This is a genomic window from Neobacillus sp. SM06 (genome assembly GCF_050496765.1).
In the GTDB taxonomy this organism is placed as follows: Bacteria; Bacillota; Bacilli; order Bacillales; family Cytobacillaceae; genus JAEVLT01.
The window spans coordinates 51,690-68,358 of the sequence record NZ_JBNWEO010000018.1 but is presented as its reverse complement, the minus strand read 5'-3'; the positions used below and the strand labels follow the sequence as shown (position 1 = coordinate 68,358).

Sequence of the window (16,669 nt, the reverse complement as noted above, 5' to 3'; positions counted from 1 at the left end):
TTTGTTTACACGTGGTTCCACCCAAATTTCCATCTTCAGCTTTACGCCTTCCAATGGCTCTTTGAAACATAACGGTCTTGGCCGTCAGCTATTACGATCCTCTTCCCAGGAGTTCACAGCTGAAGTTTAAAGGCGGTAAGCATTCGATTCGTGTTAGGAAGCTTGCAGCCGAGGCTCCCCTCTCTAAAAACCGTAAAAGAATACTGTTGTCCTTCTCATTACTTATTGCATGAATTCGATTATGTATGCAATTATAGTGATTCTATTTTGAAAAATCAAGAGATCGACAGATAAATTTTACGCAATCTCTTTTCGGTCAGCTTTGATCCATTCTTGCCGCAAAATCTTTTTTTGCAAAAGCTTGCAATGGCTTGAGAATCACTCTTTCTTCGAAGATATTTTTTATTGTCCGGACAAGCGGTGCTTCAGGATCTTTTACATAAAAGAAAATCTTTGCCGGTGCAATCGAAAGCAGCGGTGCAATCGAGGCGGAATCAATGTAAACAGGATGGTTAAAAAGCAATTTCCGGTCAATCATTTTAACCAACTCCGCCCGCTTTATTTCTGTAAAATCGGCATGAAAGAACATAATTTCTTCGTCAAAAAACAAATGCAGCACCGGAATTTGCGCCTGGCGGTTTTTTAAAAAATCTCTTAGCGTTTGAACAAACATTTGGTACTCCTGCTCCATTTTGTATTCATCAATCGAGATTCCCACATAGTTTTCCAGAATATCAAAATAGGTGCGGAGGCGAAATTTGCTGAACGATTCAAATTGGAGCGAAATATTTTCCTGAAAAACATGGTCGACTGCTTCTTTTATTTGTTCATCCTCAATCGTTCTCTTTAAAATCGCCGCTAAGTCTTCCCTTTGCCCAGCAAGAATGGAATAAACAATTTCCATGATTTGCTGTACTTCATACGGATCAGTATAGAAATAACGTTGTTGTAATATAGCGCGAAACCAGTCATCCCGCTTAGCTGTCAAAATAAATTGACAAAAGGCAGCCTTTACTTTTTCCATTTGATTTTTCGAAAGCTGTTGTTCACTTATTTTCACTATATATCGATCTTCATTATGAAGAATTATCGATTCATTTACAGTAAAACCCAATTCATTTAACAAGTGATGATAAAATTTTTCGGAATCATCCTTGTTTTGGAAGATGATTTCTGCCAACCAAATCCCCCCTCATCGCCATGTCTCTGATTCATGTATATGGGGAACTTGGCCAAAATAGACGTAACTTGGGGGGGAGCGTTTGCAAATAAAAACAAAAAACTGGCTCAGTTCTTCATTGAGCCAGTTTTTTGTTCATTATACCCGACGATTGGGTCCGTCGATTTTGACTGGTTCGCTTAAATAGCGAATCCGTTCCATAATTCTCCGCGCTTTTACTTTTTCTTCCTCGCCGCGCTGACTATAGGTTAAATGATGCTCAAGCCCTTGAAAATCGAAATTTGAAGTAAAAAAGGTCGGCAAGTTCTCAAGCATGCGGTACTGGAGGATCGGTCCCAGCACTTCATCCCTTGTCCAGCTGGAAACAGCCTCTGCTCCAATATCATCAAGCATCAAAATCGGTTCCTTTTTCAGCACTTCAATTTTTTCATTCAAACTGGAGTCGCCGATTGAGCTTTTAATTTCTCGTAACAGTTCAGGAACATAAACAATCATAGAGGAAATTTTCTTTTTCGCAAGCTCATTGGCGATCGCTCCAAGTAAATATGACTTTCCTACGCCAAACTTACCGTAAAGATACAGCCCCTTGTGCGTTTTCTTTTGCTCATAGTTCATTAAAAATGATGCAGCTTTATCAATCGCATCAAGGCGGCCAAAATCTTTTTCATAATCATCAAATGAAGCATGCAGAATATCTTTTGGGACATGCAGGCTTTTGATCAATCGCTCATTTTTCCGCTTTTCATCATCCATTATTTTCCTCGGACAACGCTCATAATGAAGGTCAATTGCATTTCTTGTTAAAACCAGCCTCGGCTGATAGCCTTTCATCATATTGATACAGCCCTCAAGGCTTGGGCAGCGATTGCACTCCCTGCTTTGATCAATGTATTCAAAAAGTTTTCCGATACTTTTTTCGACGATGTCATTCGTTAACACATCCCGGTGCTCTGCTAAAAAAGCTTTAATTTCCGGATGGTTTAATGTTGCGCTTCGCATTTGCACATACCGTTTTTGAAAATTTTCACTTGACGCCAGCCGTTTTAATGTTTGATTGATTTTTTCCATACTTTCACCGCCTATTTTCGAAACGCCTTTAATTTCTCTTCAATTTCCCGCTTTTTAGTCTCAAGATCAACCGTTGAACTGCCTCCATCCGGGTTTTCGGCTTTTTTCGAAGCCGGTGTGCCCTCTTCCTCAAACCAATCTGGAAGAAATTCCGTTCGAATCGGCTTTTGTTTTGCCGGGCTTCCGCTTTTTTTGCCGCTGCTCCATTCCAGATAGGTACGATGCTCGCTCTTCGCCAAATTCATTGCATCTTTTACCGTTTTAATCTGCTTTCTTGACCAGTGACTCGCAATCTTTTGGACATACCCTTTTGTTAGCTTCATATCCGTCCGCAGCATCACAAATTGGATCAGCACATTAACAACTCCAGGGAATAATTTTTGCTTAAACAAGACGTCTTCAATAATTTGAATATCGGATGGCGATGGTTCCGCTCCGCCCGATACATCTTTCAACACTTGAAGTGGTGAGGTTGTTTCCAAATAGCGGATTAATTTTTCTTCTTGTGACTTTGGTTCATCGTGCTGGGTGCGGTGGGCAATAGGCTGGATGCGTTCGACAAGACTTGGGAGCTGATCCTCATGCAAAAATTGATACCAATCACGAGCGGCTTTTCGCAATTCTTCAATATCAATTTCATTATCTTCATTTACCGCGCTCAACAAAATGTTTTTCATTTGAATGGGATCAATTTTATAAAGAAATGCAAGGTTGTTTATCGCATCCTTTACCTTGCTGGTTAACGCTTTTTTTGGAATAAGCGCTTCGTTTAACCCGGCTTCGAGCAAATCGAAATCAAACGTTCCAGCCCCAAGTTGTACGGCAGATGGTTCGGAACGACCGATAAATCCCTGTCCCGCCTCCGCCTCTAAATCAGCGGCTCTGTCTTGCAAATAGTGAAGGCTTCCGGGCGTCGCAGATTCAAACACATCCTGAAACGCTTTCGTTACTTCCTGAAAGCCGTCCTGATCCCGAATTTGATCGCTAAAAAAACGCTTCAAGCGGGCAAAGTGGTTTTTGCCTATTTTCCGATATAGAAAAATGTTTAACATTCCATCAAGGAAAAATTGCTCAGGGGTTAAGGGCGGCTGCAATTCATAAATAAAAGACCGTTCTTCTTCATTTTTTACAAACGTCTTTACCAATCCGATCCCTTCCAGTTTTAACCGCGCTTCATAGATCTCTTTTAAATTTAAGTTCAATACGTTCATCAAAAGGTGATGCGAAGAGGAATTTGACCATAAGCGATTTTCTTCCAATTCCGCCCAAAGGGTGATATACAAACTAATGCAAACAGGGCCAACCAATGGCTGGTATAAAAAAGTCAGCACTTTGCGGTCATATTCATGCAGCAAACCATTTGCGGCGACCGTATACCGGTCAATTGGTAAGATTTCCTGCCAATGCTGCCCCATAACCTTCTACCTCTCTTTATGAGCAAAGGAGCCAAAGATTTCTTTAGCCCCTTATGATTTCTCTTTTTTTATTAATTCTTTTAATTCTTCGATAAAGACATTTATATCTTTAAATTGACGGTAAACCGATGCAAATCTTACATATGCGACCTCGTCGACCCGGGCAAGCCTGTCCATCACCATTTCCCCGATGTCTTCGCTCTTCACTTCGGAAACCCCTTGGCTGCGAAGTTCCTTTTCAACCTCATGGGTAATGTCCTCTAGTTCTCTCAAAGCAACCGGCCGCTTTTCACAGGCTTTTATTAGACCGCGCAAAATTTTATCGCGGCTAAATTCTTCGCGGGTTCCTTCTTTTTTAACGACAATCAGCGGAATATCTTCAATTTTTTCAAATGTCGTAAACCGGTAGCCGCATTGTTCACATTCGCGTCTTCGTCTCGTTGCCCGCCCCTCATCAACTGGCCGGGAATCAAGCACACGAGTACCATAATTTTGACATGAAGGGCATTTCATAACACAATCAACTCCCATATGCAAGCGCCTGCGCCATACTTCTGCATCATTCCATAGAAAAAGAGGCTGTGACGGATTTCTAACTTGTAAAATAATTGGTTTCCGACGATAACTTCATCCCTTTTAGGGAATTTTTTTAAAAATTACCTCTATGAATAGTTTATAAAAAACGATTGGCGAATACAAGCATGGCCATTGGCAGAAGTTTTGTCAGCTTGCTGAAAACTGCCGGTATGTTAGGCGTTTTTTCCAGTGCCGAGATACGTATGAAGCTTATTTAGGCGATCATAGTAGGTGGTGATTCTTCGTTTTAACAATGGATAAGTTCCAAAAACTGAAAACCGCTCGGTAGATAGGGTAAAATCGACCGATGTTTCCAACGGTCTTGGTGAAATGACCGTGGCGACAAGAAAACACGGGAATGGCTTGCTGATTTCAACCGCTATTTCTCCATGTTCTTTTGAAACTGTTGTAATGCGGCAGTCCGCATCTTTGCGGAAAAGTTCTTCGATTGATTGAAACATCTGATTGAAATTTGTTTTGTAATAATGGGTGCGCAGCCCCTCATCGCGCTGATGATCCGACGTCTCGACTTGCTTTTTAAAACGCAGGAATAAATCTGAAATAGCCATAGCAATCCTCCATTTATCATCTTTCTATTAGTTTACGACAAATATGTAAAAAGAACAAAAGCATTATCGCCTTGGGCAGCCAAAACGGTCTTCATTAACTTCAAGCATTAAAAAAAGGATGTATCGCTACATCCCCGGAATTTTCATTTTGTATTAAGAATTAAAGAACTTTAGCCTGCTTTACTTCGACAGGTCCCATGCCGCGTGGAATTTCAATGTTCTCACGCGTTTCAGCTCCCAAAGCTTCAGCAATAAAATCAGCCGCAATATTCGGATTTAAATCACCGCACGTATACACATCAATGCTGGCATATCCATGTTCAGGAAAGCTGTGAATCGTCAAATGTGATTCTGAAATAATTACAACCCCGCTAACACCTTGTGGCGCAAACTTATGAAACGCAACCTCGCGAATTTCAGCACCTGATTTAAGAGCAGCTTCAACGAAAGTTTGCTCAATAAACTCCATATCATTCAGCTTTTCAAAATCGCAACCCCACAACTCAGAGATTACGTGCCGTCCCATTGTTTCCATATTCATTTCCCCCTTCAGGAATTTCGCTGCATTCTTGAAATCGTCTGTTGACGGTAAGTTGGTCACTACCACGGGGGAAAGTTAGTCCAAAGAGGTCCTAACCCTTTAAGTAGTGAATCGCTCCCTAATTTCAAGAAGTTCACGATGACTAGTATACTTGGTTTATATTTTTTTTGCAACCTATCAAACTAAATTTTTTAGACCAAAAACAAAGAGCGCTGTCAAAAGACAGCACTCTTCATCAAGCATGAGCGGGCGAATCGTATGCCCCCCACTGATTGAGGCCTCACTTCATCCTACTTTCACATGTGAAGGTTTTACTAATTCGGCGGCAACATAGTGTGCCAGGTCAACCACTCTTGAAGAATAACCCCACTCATTGTCATACCAAGCAAGCACTTTCACTTTATTTGTTCCCATGACCATTGTCGAAAGACCATCGATAATAGCAGAATGGTCATTTGTATTGAAATCGACTGAAACCAAAGGCTCCATTGTGAATCCAAGAATTCCTCTTAGTGAACCCCTTGAAGCTTCAATAAACGCGGCATTGACTTCATCTGCAGTGACATCTGTCTTTAAATCAACGACCAGATCCACCAATGAAACATTCGGTGTCGGAACCCTTAAGGCCATGCCATGGATTTTTCCTTTTAATTGCGGCAAAACAAGTGCCAAGGCTTTGGCAGCACCCGTTGTTGTTGGAATAATCGATTGCGCACACGCCCGGGCTCTGCGCAAATCTTTGTGCGGATTATCGATATTTCGCTGGTCGTTCGTATAGGCATGAACAGTCGTCATTAAACCGTTTTCAATTCCAAACCGTTCTTCCAGCACTTTAACGACCGGTGCCAGACAATTGGTTGTACAAGATGCGTTGGAAATAATTTGATGTTGTTCCAAGTCAAGCATCTCTTCATTTACCCCCATTACAATGGTAACGTCCTCATTTTTTCCGGGGGCTGTTAAAATCACTTTTTTCGCTCCTGCTTCGAGATGCAGACTTGCCTTTTCACGTGAATTAAACTTTCCTGTCGCCTCAATTACAATATCAACCTTCAGTTCTTCCCATGGGAGTTCCTTTGGATTTCGATTGTTTAGCAGTTTGACCCGCTTGCCATTGACAATCAATTCATCGTCAAGCGCAATAACTTCTCCTCTAAATGATCCATGAACCGTATCATATTTTATTAAATGGGCCAAGGTTGCAGCCGGATAACTTGCATTAATCGCCACAATTTCCAATTGATCCTCGACAATCGCCTTTCGAAAAACCATTCTTCCAATTCTCCCAAAACCATTAATTGCAACTTTCGCCTTCATAGGATGGCTCCTTCCACATTAATGTTATACTTTTGATCTCCTTTGTTTTAATTAGTATAACATATTTAAAATTATTTGTGATCAATAAACTGGAGAATTTTAAAAATGTTTTTCACTTTGCCGGCATGCAAACCTTTTTTACAAAAAAAAAAAAAGAAGGGGAATGCCCTTCTTGAATTGTTATTTAAGTGTTAGTCCCCATCGACTTAGAATTTCTTCAAGCTGTCTTTTCGTTTCGGTTATGGAACCATTGTTATCGAGACGCACATCTGCTAATTTCTTCTTTTCACGAAGAGGCATTTGCGCATTGATCCGTGCTTTGGCCTCTTCAACACTGAACTGATTTCGCTGCATTAACCGTTGTAATTGAACTTTTGGATCAACATAGACCAGAATCGTTTTATCTACCATATAGGTTAATTTACTTTCGAATAGTAACGGGATATCAAGGACAACGATTTCTTCACCCCGCTTTATCGCCGCTTCCTTCTTCTCAGTCATCCTCCTTCGCACTTCTGGATGAACGATTTGATTCAGCCGCTGCCGTTTTTGCTCGTTATGAAAAACAATTGCCCCCAATTTTGAACGGTCAATTTCACCATCAGGCAGTAAAATAGTGGTTCCAAATTCTGCGACAATTTGGTTATAGGCTGCTTCATTTTTTCCGACAGCAAGCCGCGCTTCCACATCAGCATCGATTACCGGTATATTCATCTCTTTCAACATTGTGGAAACTGTACTTTTTCCGCTGGCAATCCCGCCAGTTAACCCGACAATTAACGTCATCCCCATACCCTTTCTGCAATCGTTATAATTTCCAAATTCCAATCAAAATTAAGAGAATTCCTGGCAAGAAGGTAAATTTTTGAATCCATTCAAACCGGTACAACAAAGTACCGCTTTTTATCCCAAGAAGAACAAATAACGAGCTCATGACAGCAACAGCCAATGCCAAGTAAATCGGGGAAAAGCCCAGCATCGCTGCACCAATTCCGGCACCAAATGAGTCAAGCGACAAAGCGAAACCAAGCATCAACGCTTCAATTCCAGTAATGGTTCCGGACTGGTCAAAATCTGCCGACATCGGTTTCTTTAAGATGTTTATGACCAAGCCAAGCGAGCGGATTTCAAAATTCACAATCGTTTTTTCATGTTTTAACAAATCTTTTTCTTTTTCAGGCCGGAAAAATTGTATAATCACTCCTGCGCCTAAAACCATCAAAATCACTCCGCCAATGCTGGCGGTGATATGAGGGGAAAGAATTTTTGCAAGCCCATGGCCAATCGAAACAGCTAGCAGCATTGAAATGGTAGAACAGCTTGCGATAATGAGAACCGATTTAAACGGCATCACCATTTTGCGCAAGCCATAGGTGAAACCTACGCTAAAGCTGTCAAGACTCAGCGCAAAAGCAAGTAAGAGTAAGGAAAAGAATTGCATCATTGGATAGAGCTCCTCCCTGTCAAATCACTACGATAGTATATGGGAGGAGCCTATCCATTGTTATTGGCAATTTTTGCACCATTCTTTATCAGCATTAAAACGTTACAACCGCCCTATTTAGGACAAAACCTGTTCTACCGTTTAATTTGAACAACAAATTTATAACGATCAGCCCGAAAAACCGATTTTGCAAATTCAACGGGTGTTTCATCCTGTAAATAGGTATTCCGCTGAATCCGCATAACCGGAGCACCGCTTTTTATTTCCAAATAATCGGCTTCGTTTTGTGTGGCAATCGAAGACTCAATCACTTGAGAAGCATGGTCAATCCTTAGGTTTAACTGTTCTTCCATATAGGCATACAAAGATTGATTCGCGATCTTTTCAGTTAATCCTTTTATAAGATCTGCAGAAATATAGGTTGTTTCAAGTGCCATCGGAACCTTATCCGCAAGCCGGATCCGCTTAATTTCATATACTGGACGCTTTTCTTGGATGGCTAGCTGTTTGGCAATTACATCTGTAGCAGGAACCCTTTCGAAGTGAAGCAGCTGGCTTCCAGGCACCAGCCCCCTTGCTTTCATATCTTGCGTAAAACTCGTTAGTCCTTGAAGTGCTTTTTCAATTTTCCGTTCAGCAACAAACGTTCCTTTTCCTTGCAAACGATACAGATAGCCGTCGTTTACCAATTTGGTGAGCGCCTGACGAACCGTCATTCGGCTGATCCGATATGTTTCCGCATATTCTCTCTCCGCTGGAAGGGAATCTCCCGGCCGTAATTCGCCTTTTTCGATTAAATCGCGAATGTGCTCTTCAAGCTGATAATAAATAGGGATGGGCGAATTCTTATTAATCATTCTTTCTTTCACCTGCATCCTTTCTTTTTGACCTTGAATTCAAAATGAATCTTTTTAATCCATAACTGCGAACCTCAAATCAGCGATCGCCGCTTCATCTGCGATAATTGTAACATATGGATGTTTTTTCAACACGGAAGCAGGAAAATTTTCTGTGATCTCTCCCTCTAATAACCGCTTTAATGCTACTTTCTTTGCTTTACCGGAAACAAGCAGAAGAATTTCTTTGCTTTTCATAATCGTTGAAATTCCCATCGTAATCGCTTTGGTGGGTACCTCCTCCATTTTTTCAAAATAACGGGCATTTGCCATGATGGTTGATGGCGTCAACTGAACAATATGGGTTGTAGATTCAAATGGGGTGCCTGGTTCATTGAATCCGATATGGCCATTGCTGCCAATTCCGAGTATTTGTAAATCGACACCGCCTGCACCTTCAATTAGCTGATCATAACGAAGGCACTCCTTCTCCGTATCTAACGCATCACCGTGCGGGATATGGGTATTGCTTTTTTGAATATCAATATGATTGAATAATTGTTTGTCCATATAATATCGATAACTGTTCTGATTGTTCCCACTGAGGCCAATGTACTCATCAAGATTAAACGTGATTACCTTCTGGTATGACGTTCCATTCTTCCGGTGGTCTTCGATTAAATTGGCATAAGTGCCAATCGGTGTTCCTCCAGTAGCAAGCCCAAGATGAATCGCCGGGTTTTTTCGAACTTTTTCAACAATCAATTCTGCAGCTTTTTGACTCATTTGCTGGTAATCTTTTACCTCGATCATTTTCATTCCCTATTCCTCCCTCTTGAAGGCGAGCTTTCCCCGGCAGAAAGTCATGCAAACTTCCGACTCCTGATTAAGAAGGACGATATCTGCGTCTTTTCCAACCGACAGACTGCCTTTACGGTCATAAAGGTTTAATTGTTTCGCAGGGTTGACAGATGCCATTTCAATCGCATCTTTTAAAGAACACCCTGCAAAAGCCTGAAGATTTTTCACAGCATCTCCCAGCCTTAAAATACTGCCGGCAAGGGTGCCGTCTTCAAGAACAGCTTTCCCATTCTGGACAGTAACATCCTGTCCGCCTAGATCATAATGACCATTTTTCAGACATTTCGCTCGCATCGAATCGGTAATTAAAATTAATCCATCTTTCCGTTTCAGTTTAAAGGCTAATTCGACCATTTCGGGACGGACATGAACACCATCTGCGATCAATTCTGCCTTTACTTCTTCTTTTAAAAAGGCCGCGCCAACAACTCCCGGCTCGCGATGATGCAAGCCTCTCATTTGGTTAAAAAGGTGTGTGACATGATTGACTCCAGCATCAATCGCTGCCATCACTTCTGCAAACGTAGCATCGGAATGCCCAATCGAAGCAATAATGCCATACCTTTTCAAATAACGAACCAGTTCCAATCCTCCCGGCTGTTCAGGGGCTAACGTAACCAATTTTATTTGGTCATTGGCCATCGACTGCCATTGTTGAAATTGCTCAAGATTTGGGTCAACAATATACTGAACAGGCTGTGCCCCTGCTCTTTTCGGGTTCACAAATGGGCCTTCCAAGTGAATGCCTAAAACCTCTGCTGTTCCGGCTGTGCGCTGGCTAATTATATAATGACTAGCGTTTTTCAATGCTCTTTCAATAGCTTCCTCATTCTGGGTTATTGTCGTTGCCAGAAAACTGGTCGTTCCTTCTTTCGGTAGGGTCATTGCCATTGTATTGAGTGCTTCCGGCGTGGCATCCATCACATCTGCCCCGTTCACACCGTGAATATGAACATCAATAAATCCAGGCACCGCGGTGTAATCTGCGGGGACATTGATCACTTCAAAACCGTTCATTTCTGTAAGCTGGTCCACAGAACCGATTTCGATGATTCTGTGATTGTTTATTTTTATATACCCGGTCTCAATCGTTTCTTCTTCAGTAAAAATCGACATTCCTTTCAGCAAAAGTGCTCCCGCTTTTAAAGTCATTAGCCCTTCTTCCCTTCCGTTTATTCATAGGGTATAGTTGTCTATACCAATTTTGACATGGATCATTGAAAAATTCAACCTCTTTATCAACAATCCAATCGCCAGTAAACAACGATCTTGGTCAAAATTATTTTTTAACGAAAACCCGCCGGCTGGCGAGTTTCCATTTATTTTTGGCAATTGGGACAGAAATGTGTTCCTCTGCCGCCAACTACAATCTTTTCCATTGATGTACCACATTTTTTGCATGGTTCGCCTTTCCGGCCATACGCATACAACTCAAGCTGAAACATGCCCATCTCACCTTGCGAATTCACATATGAGCGAATCGTACTTCCTCCCATTTTCACTGCTTCCATTAATGTCGCAACAATCTCATGATGAAGAGCAGTAACTTCTTTTTTAGTTAGAGTAGAAGCGATTCTTTCCGGATGAATTCCGGCGCGAAAAAGGGCTTCATCGACATAAATGTTACCAAGTCCGACCAAGAGTTTCTGATCCAATAAGGCCGGTTTGATTTTTCGACTTGTTTTTTTAAGCACCTTCCCCAAATACTCTTTCGTAAACGCTTCTGCAAAAGGCTCCGGACCAAGTCCGCTTAAGGGAGGATTCTGAAATTCCTCCCCCTTTTTATACAAATGCATCGTCCCGAATTTCCGGACATCGCGGTAGCGGAGCTCCGAATTATCCGTAAACTGAAAGAGAACGTGGGTATGCTTGTCATATGGTTCATCTTTATGATACACACCATATCTGCCTTCCATTCGCAAATGGGAAACAAGTGCAAATCGATTCGTATAAATTAGTAGGAATTTTCCTCTTCTGCCAATTTCTAAAATCGTTTCCCCTTTTAAAGCATCCGTAAACTGTTTGATTTCCAGGGGATTCTTGATGATTTTCGGCCAAAAAACCGACACACCTTCTATTTGCTTATGAAGAACCAGATTTTCCAATGTTTTTCGGACGGTTTCGACCTCTGGCAATTCTGGCATGATATCCCCTCTTTCTTTTATTTTGCGTCAAACCAAGTTGGACCGTACGCGTAATCAACCTTTAGCGGAACAAGCAGCTCAAGCGCGTTTTCCATTACCGATGGCACGAGTTCTTTCAAAATTTCAATTTCCTCTTTTGGTGCTTCAAAAATTAACTCGTCATGAACTTGAAGCAGCAGGCGTGTTTTTAAACGGCGGTTTTTTAAAGCGTCTGCCATATCAATCATCGCTTTTTTTATAATATCTGCAGCACTGCCTTGGATTGGAGTGTTCATCGCCGTTCGCTCCGCAAAACTGCGAACATTAAAATTGCGGCTTGTAATTTCCGGAATATACCGGCGGCGGTGCAACAATGTCGTCACATAACCGTTTTGTTTTGTCAAACGGACAATATCTTCCATATATTCCTTAACACCCGGGTAACTGGCTAAGTATCGGTCGATAAATTTGCCTGCTTCTTTCCTTGTAATCCCCAGATTTTGCGAAAGACCATAATCACTGATCCCGTAAACAATGCCAAAATTAACCGCCTTTGCTTGGCGGCGCATATTGGAAGTAACTTCATCCGCGCTTACATGAAAGACGTCCATCGCGGTTTTCCTATGGATATCCATCCCCTCTTTGAATGCTTCGATCAACTTCTCGTCTTCAGCAATATGGGCTAGAACGCGCAGTTCAATTTGGGAATAATCCGCGGCAAAAATAACCCAACCTTCTTCAGATGGAACAAACGCCTGGCGGATTTTCCGCCCTTCCTCAAGGCGAATGGGAATGTTTTGCAGATTCGGATCTGTTGAACTCAATCGACCTGTCTGTGTCAGTGCCTGATTGAAGCGTGTATGCACTTTACCTGTTTCCGGATCCACCACCTTCAACAACCCTTCAATATAAGTGGATTGCAATTTCCCTAATTGCCGGTACTGAAGAATTTTCTCAATGATTTCATGATCGGGTGCAAGCTTTTCCAGCACGTCAGCTGAAGTGGAATAACCGGTCTTTGTTTTCTTTAAAGGCGGCAGACCTAATTTTTCAAACAAAATGATGCCTAATTGCTTTGGTGAGTTGATATTAAATTTTTCGCCTGCCAGCTCGTGAATTTCATTTTCGATTTTTACCAGCTTTTCATTGATTTCTTGTCCCATTGAATGAAGCCGATCAACATCGACTTTCACCCCTGTTGACTCCATATCCGCCAAAATAAGCGACAGCGGCATCTCCAGTTCTTTAAACAACTGGTATTGTTCATTCTTCTCCAAATCATCTGTCAGTTTTTCACTTAATTCTGCCATCGCCAGGCTTTTGCGCACGAGATGTTTAGCCAATTCGTCAATTGGAGGGATATGCCGCTTCGCACCTTTTCCATAAAAGGACTCATCTGACTGGATGTTCTGAAACCCGAACCGTTTGGCAACAGAGAAAAAGTCCTCAATGGTTTCCGAAGGATCAATAATATAGGAAGCAATTAGCACATCAAAAACAATCCCCTGTAAATGGATGCCACGCCGTCTTAAACTTACTTCCGAGCGCTTGGCATCATACACCCATTTTTTCATTTGTTCATCTTCTGCCCACTCTTTAAATGCCGCCGACTGCAACGCCATTTCCGTTGGGAGAAAAAACTGACCCTTGTTGTTCACAATTGAAAAACCGATAATATCCGCATAATGATAATTGTCATCTAAAATTTCCACGTAAAAATAATTTTCCGCAGCAAAAATTTCCGGGGTAATCTCGTCTGGTATGACAACATCGACATTCTCCATTTCTGCCGGTTCAGCTGTCTCCGGCTCGTCCCCAAGTTTTTCAAGCAGTGACTGAAAGCCGAGCTCTTTGAAAAGAGCAAGCACTTTTTCCCGTTCAAAGCCTTCATATTCCAGCTCGCTTAACTCGATCTCAACCGGCGCTTGGCGTTCGATTGTGGCAAGTTCCTTGCTCATGATCGCTTGATCTTTAAACTCTATCAGTTTTTCCTGCAGTTTTTTTCCGCTGACTTGATCAACTGAATTCAGCAAGTTTTCTACGTTCGAAAACTCTTTTAACAATTTAATCGCCGTTTTTTCACCAACCCCCGGAACGCCTGGGATGTTATCGGACGTATCTCCCATCAATCCTTTCATATCGATGATTTGCTGTGGCGAGAGTCCGTATTTTTCTTTAATATGTTCAGGGGTGTATTCTTCAATATCGGTGATTCCTTTGCGGGTGATTCCAACCGTAATGTGATCAGAAGACAGCTGTGTTAAATCTTTATCACCAGAAATAACTTTTACTTCATAGCCCTCTTTTTCCGCTGATAAGGAAAGCGTCCCGATAATATCATCGGCCTCATAGTTGTCAAGTTCATATCTTGAAATTTGATAGGCATCCAATAATTCGCGAATAAACGGGAACTGCTCAGATAGCTCTGGCGGTGTTTTTTGCCGCCCCCCTTTATATTCGCTGAACGTTTGATGGCGAAAAGTCGTTTTGCCGGCATCAAACGCGACGAGCAGATGGGTCGGTTTCTCTTCCTCAAGCACCTTCATCAGCATCATCGTAAACCCATAAATCGCATTCGTATGAATCCCTTTTTGATTATTTAAAAGCGGAAGCGCAAAAAACGCTCGGTAAGCAATGCTATTGCCATCAATTAAGACTAGCTTTTTCTTGTCCATCCAATTTCCTCCTCAATGACCCCATTCCGAAAAATTGATCATTGTTATTCTATGTCCCATTCTACCATGCCTTTGATTAGAAAGGAAAAAGTACGCAGGAAGATGGTTCGTACTCTATTACTGAAATGGGTGGAGTATCAAAATTAAATATTTGACTTTCAAGGATCCCAACAGAATGGGTGAAGGTTTTGCAATAAACGAACAGTAGACGTGAGACGTGTGAAGAAGAAAAAATGGTAAAATAAAAACAGATAAACGATTCATTTTATCTGTAAACGACGGACAATATTTTAAACAATAGTAGATACTCAAAGAGGAAAAATTTCATGTGCTTATGGATAAGGTACAGCATTTCACAGGTTTTGATGTTTCATATGAAGGATGCTTGCGATTGATGCTATTATTATATGCAATCCTAATAGTCGGAGTTGTCATTTTGACAGCTTTATGGTGGATTTTCCAGTTCAAAAGTTCCAAGCGGCTCAAAATTCAATTATCAAATACAAGACATTATAAGAAAATGAAATAAATCAAATGAACAAAACAAGAGCAAGTCTTATCGGATTGCTCCTGTTAAAATTTTATTTTCGTCGGATCCGCTGTTTGATTCCCGATGTTTTGATGTATTTTTTCAGTTCATCATAAAAATTCTCCCGAGTTCCAGCCATTACGATTAATAGCAAATCCCCGTTTTCCTGTTCTTCCACAAAATACGCAAGTTCATAGCTCGTCCGGTTATACCGGATGTCTAAGGAAGAAACTCCGGATAAATCCCCTTTTTTCGAATCCCCCAGCGTCGGATCCAGCCGGAGTGCCTCGATTGCATCCTGGAATTTCTTAAGGAGCAATTTGTCTTTCCTGATTGATTTAAAAAAGGATTTTGCTCCTGGCAATATTTCAAAATGTAAAGGTTCCTGTCTATTCATCCTCTGCCTCGCCATTCAATTCATCAAAGAAGTCATCTGTATTGGAATAGACTATGTGGTCACGGCTTTCCGCAATCATCTGTCCCAGTGCAGGGTTGATCTGTGATTTCCGATGGGTAAACTCACGAAGCAATTCTTCCCCTTGGTATCCTTCATTGATTAAGTCTCGCAGGATGAATTCACTGAAATCCACTTCCTCTTGCACTGGCTTTATGACCAATGCCCCGTCCACTACTTGGCACAGCACCTCCTCACCGATCTTTAAATCTTCATAAAACTCTTTTGGAATGGTGATTTGCCGTTTGCTGGACACAGAAATCCTTTTAGGCTTTCCCATGTGTATTGTCTCCTTTACCGACTCAAGTACGTTCCCCATAGTATATGCCTCCTCTTTTAAGATTTATACAAATTTCTGGTTTATTGGAAACTTTTTTCTTTGTTCTTGGTTTCATCATACCACAAATGGCCTTTGTCTTAAACTTATTGCATAAAATGAATTAAGTTTATTTACATTTCCTTATTGCGGCCTGAGGTAAAACAAAAAGCCTATAAATAGGCTTTTTGTTGGAGTGTTTAAAAACTGATTACAAAACTTTGATTATTATTTCCGGAAGGCTTTTCTTTATTCATTGTCTGGACTATTCACCATAATTCCAGCTACTTGTGTTAATCGATCGTAAAAAGCGTTTCCTGCTGGTGTTTCATATATGCCGACTTCTTGAAACGCCTCTTTCATACAGTTTAGCCAGCACTGGGCTCTTTTCGGTGTTATTTCAAAAGGCAAATGCCGTACTCGCATCGCAGGCGGTCCAAATTCCTGGCTATAAAGCGCGGGACCACCCAGAAATTGCGATAAAAACATTCGCTGCTTTCTCTTGATTTCCTCCATGTCCCCAATAAATAGCGGGCTTAAATCCTTATCAGCATATACACGGGGATAGAACGCATTTACTAACTGATCAATCGTCTCTTGCCCGCCAATTTCCTCATAAAGTGTTTTAAAATTATATTCCATATTTCCACCCACCTTTGCTTTTTCCATTCTATCATAAAGATAAAAAAACGGTAACAGTGTGATTTATGTCACATTATTATTAAAATCGATTCATAAAAAAGAAAAAGGCGAAAGCGGGGTCGG

Annotated in this window: 17 protein-coding genes; all 17 read right to left on the bottom strand. The window is 41.4% G+C overall.

What is annotated here, in order from left to right; all coding sequences use genetic code 11:
• Positions 1-316: 316 nt before the first annotated feature.
• Positions 317-1,180 (bottom strand): sporulation protein YtxC, encoded by an 864-nt coding sequence (gene ytxC, locus ACQYAD_RS15430; RefSeq protein ID WP_430239505.1) that lies wholly within the window; start codon positions 1,178-1,180, stop codon positions 317-319.
• Between the two features lie 138 nt (positions 1,181-1,318).
• Positions 1,319-2,248 (bottom strand): primosomal protein DnaI, encoded by a 930-nt coding sequence (dnaI, locus tag ACQYAD_RS15425; protein WP_430239503.1) that lies wholly within the window; start codon positions 2,246-2,248, stop codon positions 1,319-1,321.
• Positions 2,249-2,259: 11 nt separating this feature from the next.
• Positions 2,260-3,663: a replication initiation and membrane attachment family protein gene (locus ACQYAD_RS15420; protein ID WP_430239501.1), complete on the bottom strand. Its 1,404-nt coding sequence runs from the start codon at positions 3,661-3,663 to the stop codon at positions 2,260-2,262.
• A gap of 51 nt (positions 3,664-3,714) precedes the next feature.
• Positions 3,715-4,176 (bottom strand): transcriptional regulator NrdR, encoded by a 462-nt coding sequence (gene nrdR / locus ACQYAD_RS15415; protein ID WP_430239499.1) that lies wholly within the window; start codon positions 4,174-4,176, stop codon positions 3,715-3,717.
• Between the two features lie 236 nt (positions 4,177-4,412).
• Entirely contained in the window at positions 4,413-4,808 is a 396-nt protein-coding gene (locus ACQYAD_RS15410) for a hypothetical protein (protein WP_430239498.1), read from the bottom strand.
• A 160-nt stretch (positions 4,809-4,968) separates the two neighbouring features.
• A complete protein-coding gene (speD, locus tag ACQYAD_RS15405; protein WP_430239496.1) occupies positions 4,969-5,343 on the bottom strand; it encodes an adenosylmethionine decarboxylase in 375 nt (124 codons plus the stop codon).
• Between the two features lie 291 nt (positions 5,344-5,634).
• A complete protein-coding gene (locus ACQYAD_RS15400; RefSeq protein ID WP_430239495.1) occupies positions 5,635-6,666 on the bottom strand; it encodes a glyceraldehyde-3-phosphate dehydrogenase in 1,032 nt (343 codons plus the stop codon).
• A 180-nt stretch (positions 6,667-6,846) separates the two neighbouring features.
• Entirely contained in the window at positions 6,847-7,452 is a 606-nt protein-coding gene (gene coaE, locus ACQYAD_RS15395) for a dephospho-CoA kinase (RefSeq protein ID WP_430239494.1), read from the bottom strand.
• 22 nt (positions 7,453-7,474) lie between these two features.
• Positions 7,475-8,107 carry a sporulation membrane protein YtaF gene (gene ytaF / locus ACQYAD_RS15390; protein WP_430239999.1) on the bottom strand — a complete coding sequence of 211 codons (633 nt, stop codon included), beginning with the start codon at positions 8,105-8,107 and terminating at the stop codon, positions 7,475-7,477.
• Positions 8,108-8,244: 137 nt separating this feature from the next.
• Positions 8,245-8,967, bottom strand: coding sequence for a GntR family transcriptional regulator (locus ACQYAD_RS15385; protein ID WP_430239493.1), 723 nt, complete (start codon positions 8,965-8,967; stop codon positions 8,245-8,247).
• A 54-nt stretch (positions 8,968-9,021) separates the two neighbouring features.
• Positions 9,022-9,765, bottom strand: a complete 744-nt coding sequence (gene nagB / locus ACQYAD_RS15380) for a glucosamine-6-phosphate deaminase (RefSeq protein ID WP_430239492.1) — start codon at positions 9,763-9,765, stop codon at positions 9,022-9,024.
• 3 nt (positions 9,766-9,768) lie between these two features.
• The gene (nagA, locus tag ACQYAD_RS15375; protein ID WP_430239490.1) at positions 9,769-10,959 is read right to left on the bottom strand and encodes an N-acetylglucosamine-6-phosphate deacetylase; all 1,191 of its coding nucleotides are present in this window, start codon (positions 10,957-10,959) and stop codon (positions 9,769-9,771) included.
• 167 nt (positions 10,960-11,126) lie between these two features.
• Positions 11,127-11,951, bottom strand: coding sequence for a DNA-formamidopyrimidine glycosylase (gene mutM, locus ACQYAD_RS15370; protein WP_430239488.1), 825 nt, complete (start codon positions 11,949-11,951; stop codon positions 11,127-11,129).
• 17 nt (positions 11,952-11,968) lie between these two features.
• Positions 11,969-14,605: a DNA polymerase I gene (gene polA / locus ACQYAD_RS15365; RefSeq protein ID WP_430239487.1), complete on the bottom strand. Its 2,637-nt coding sequence runs from the start codon at positions 14,603-14,605 to the stop codon at positions 11,969-11,971.
• Positions 14,606-15,186: 581 nt separating this feature from the next.
• A complete protein-coding gene (locus ACQYAD_RS15360; protein ID WP_430239486.1) occupies positions 15,187-15,531 on the bottom strand; it encodes a type II toxin-antitoxin system RelE/ParE family toxin in 345 nt (114 codons plus the stop codon).
• Positions 15,524-15,868 (bottom strand): AbrB/MazE/SpoVT family DNA-binding domain-containing protein, encoded by a 345-nt coding sequence (locus ACQYAD_RS15355; protein ID WP_430239484.1) that lies wholly within the window; start codon positions 15,866-15,868, stop codon positions 15,524-15,526. Before ACQYAD_RS15355 ends, ACQYAD_RS15360 begins: the two co-directional genes overlap by 8 nt.
• A gap of 285 nt (positions 15,869-16,153) precedes the next feature.
• The gene (locus ACQYAD_RS15350) at positions 16,154-16,546 is read right to left on the bottom strand and encodes a globin (protein ID WP_430239482.1); all 393 of its coding nucleotides are present in this window, start codon (positions 16,544-16,546) and stop codon (positions 16,154-16,156) included.
• Positions 16,547-16,669: the final 123 nt, after the last annotated feature.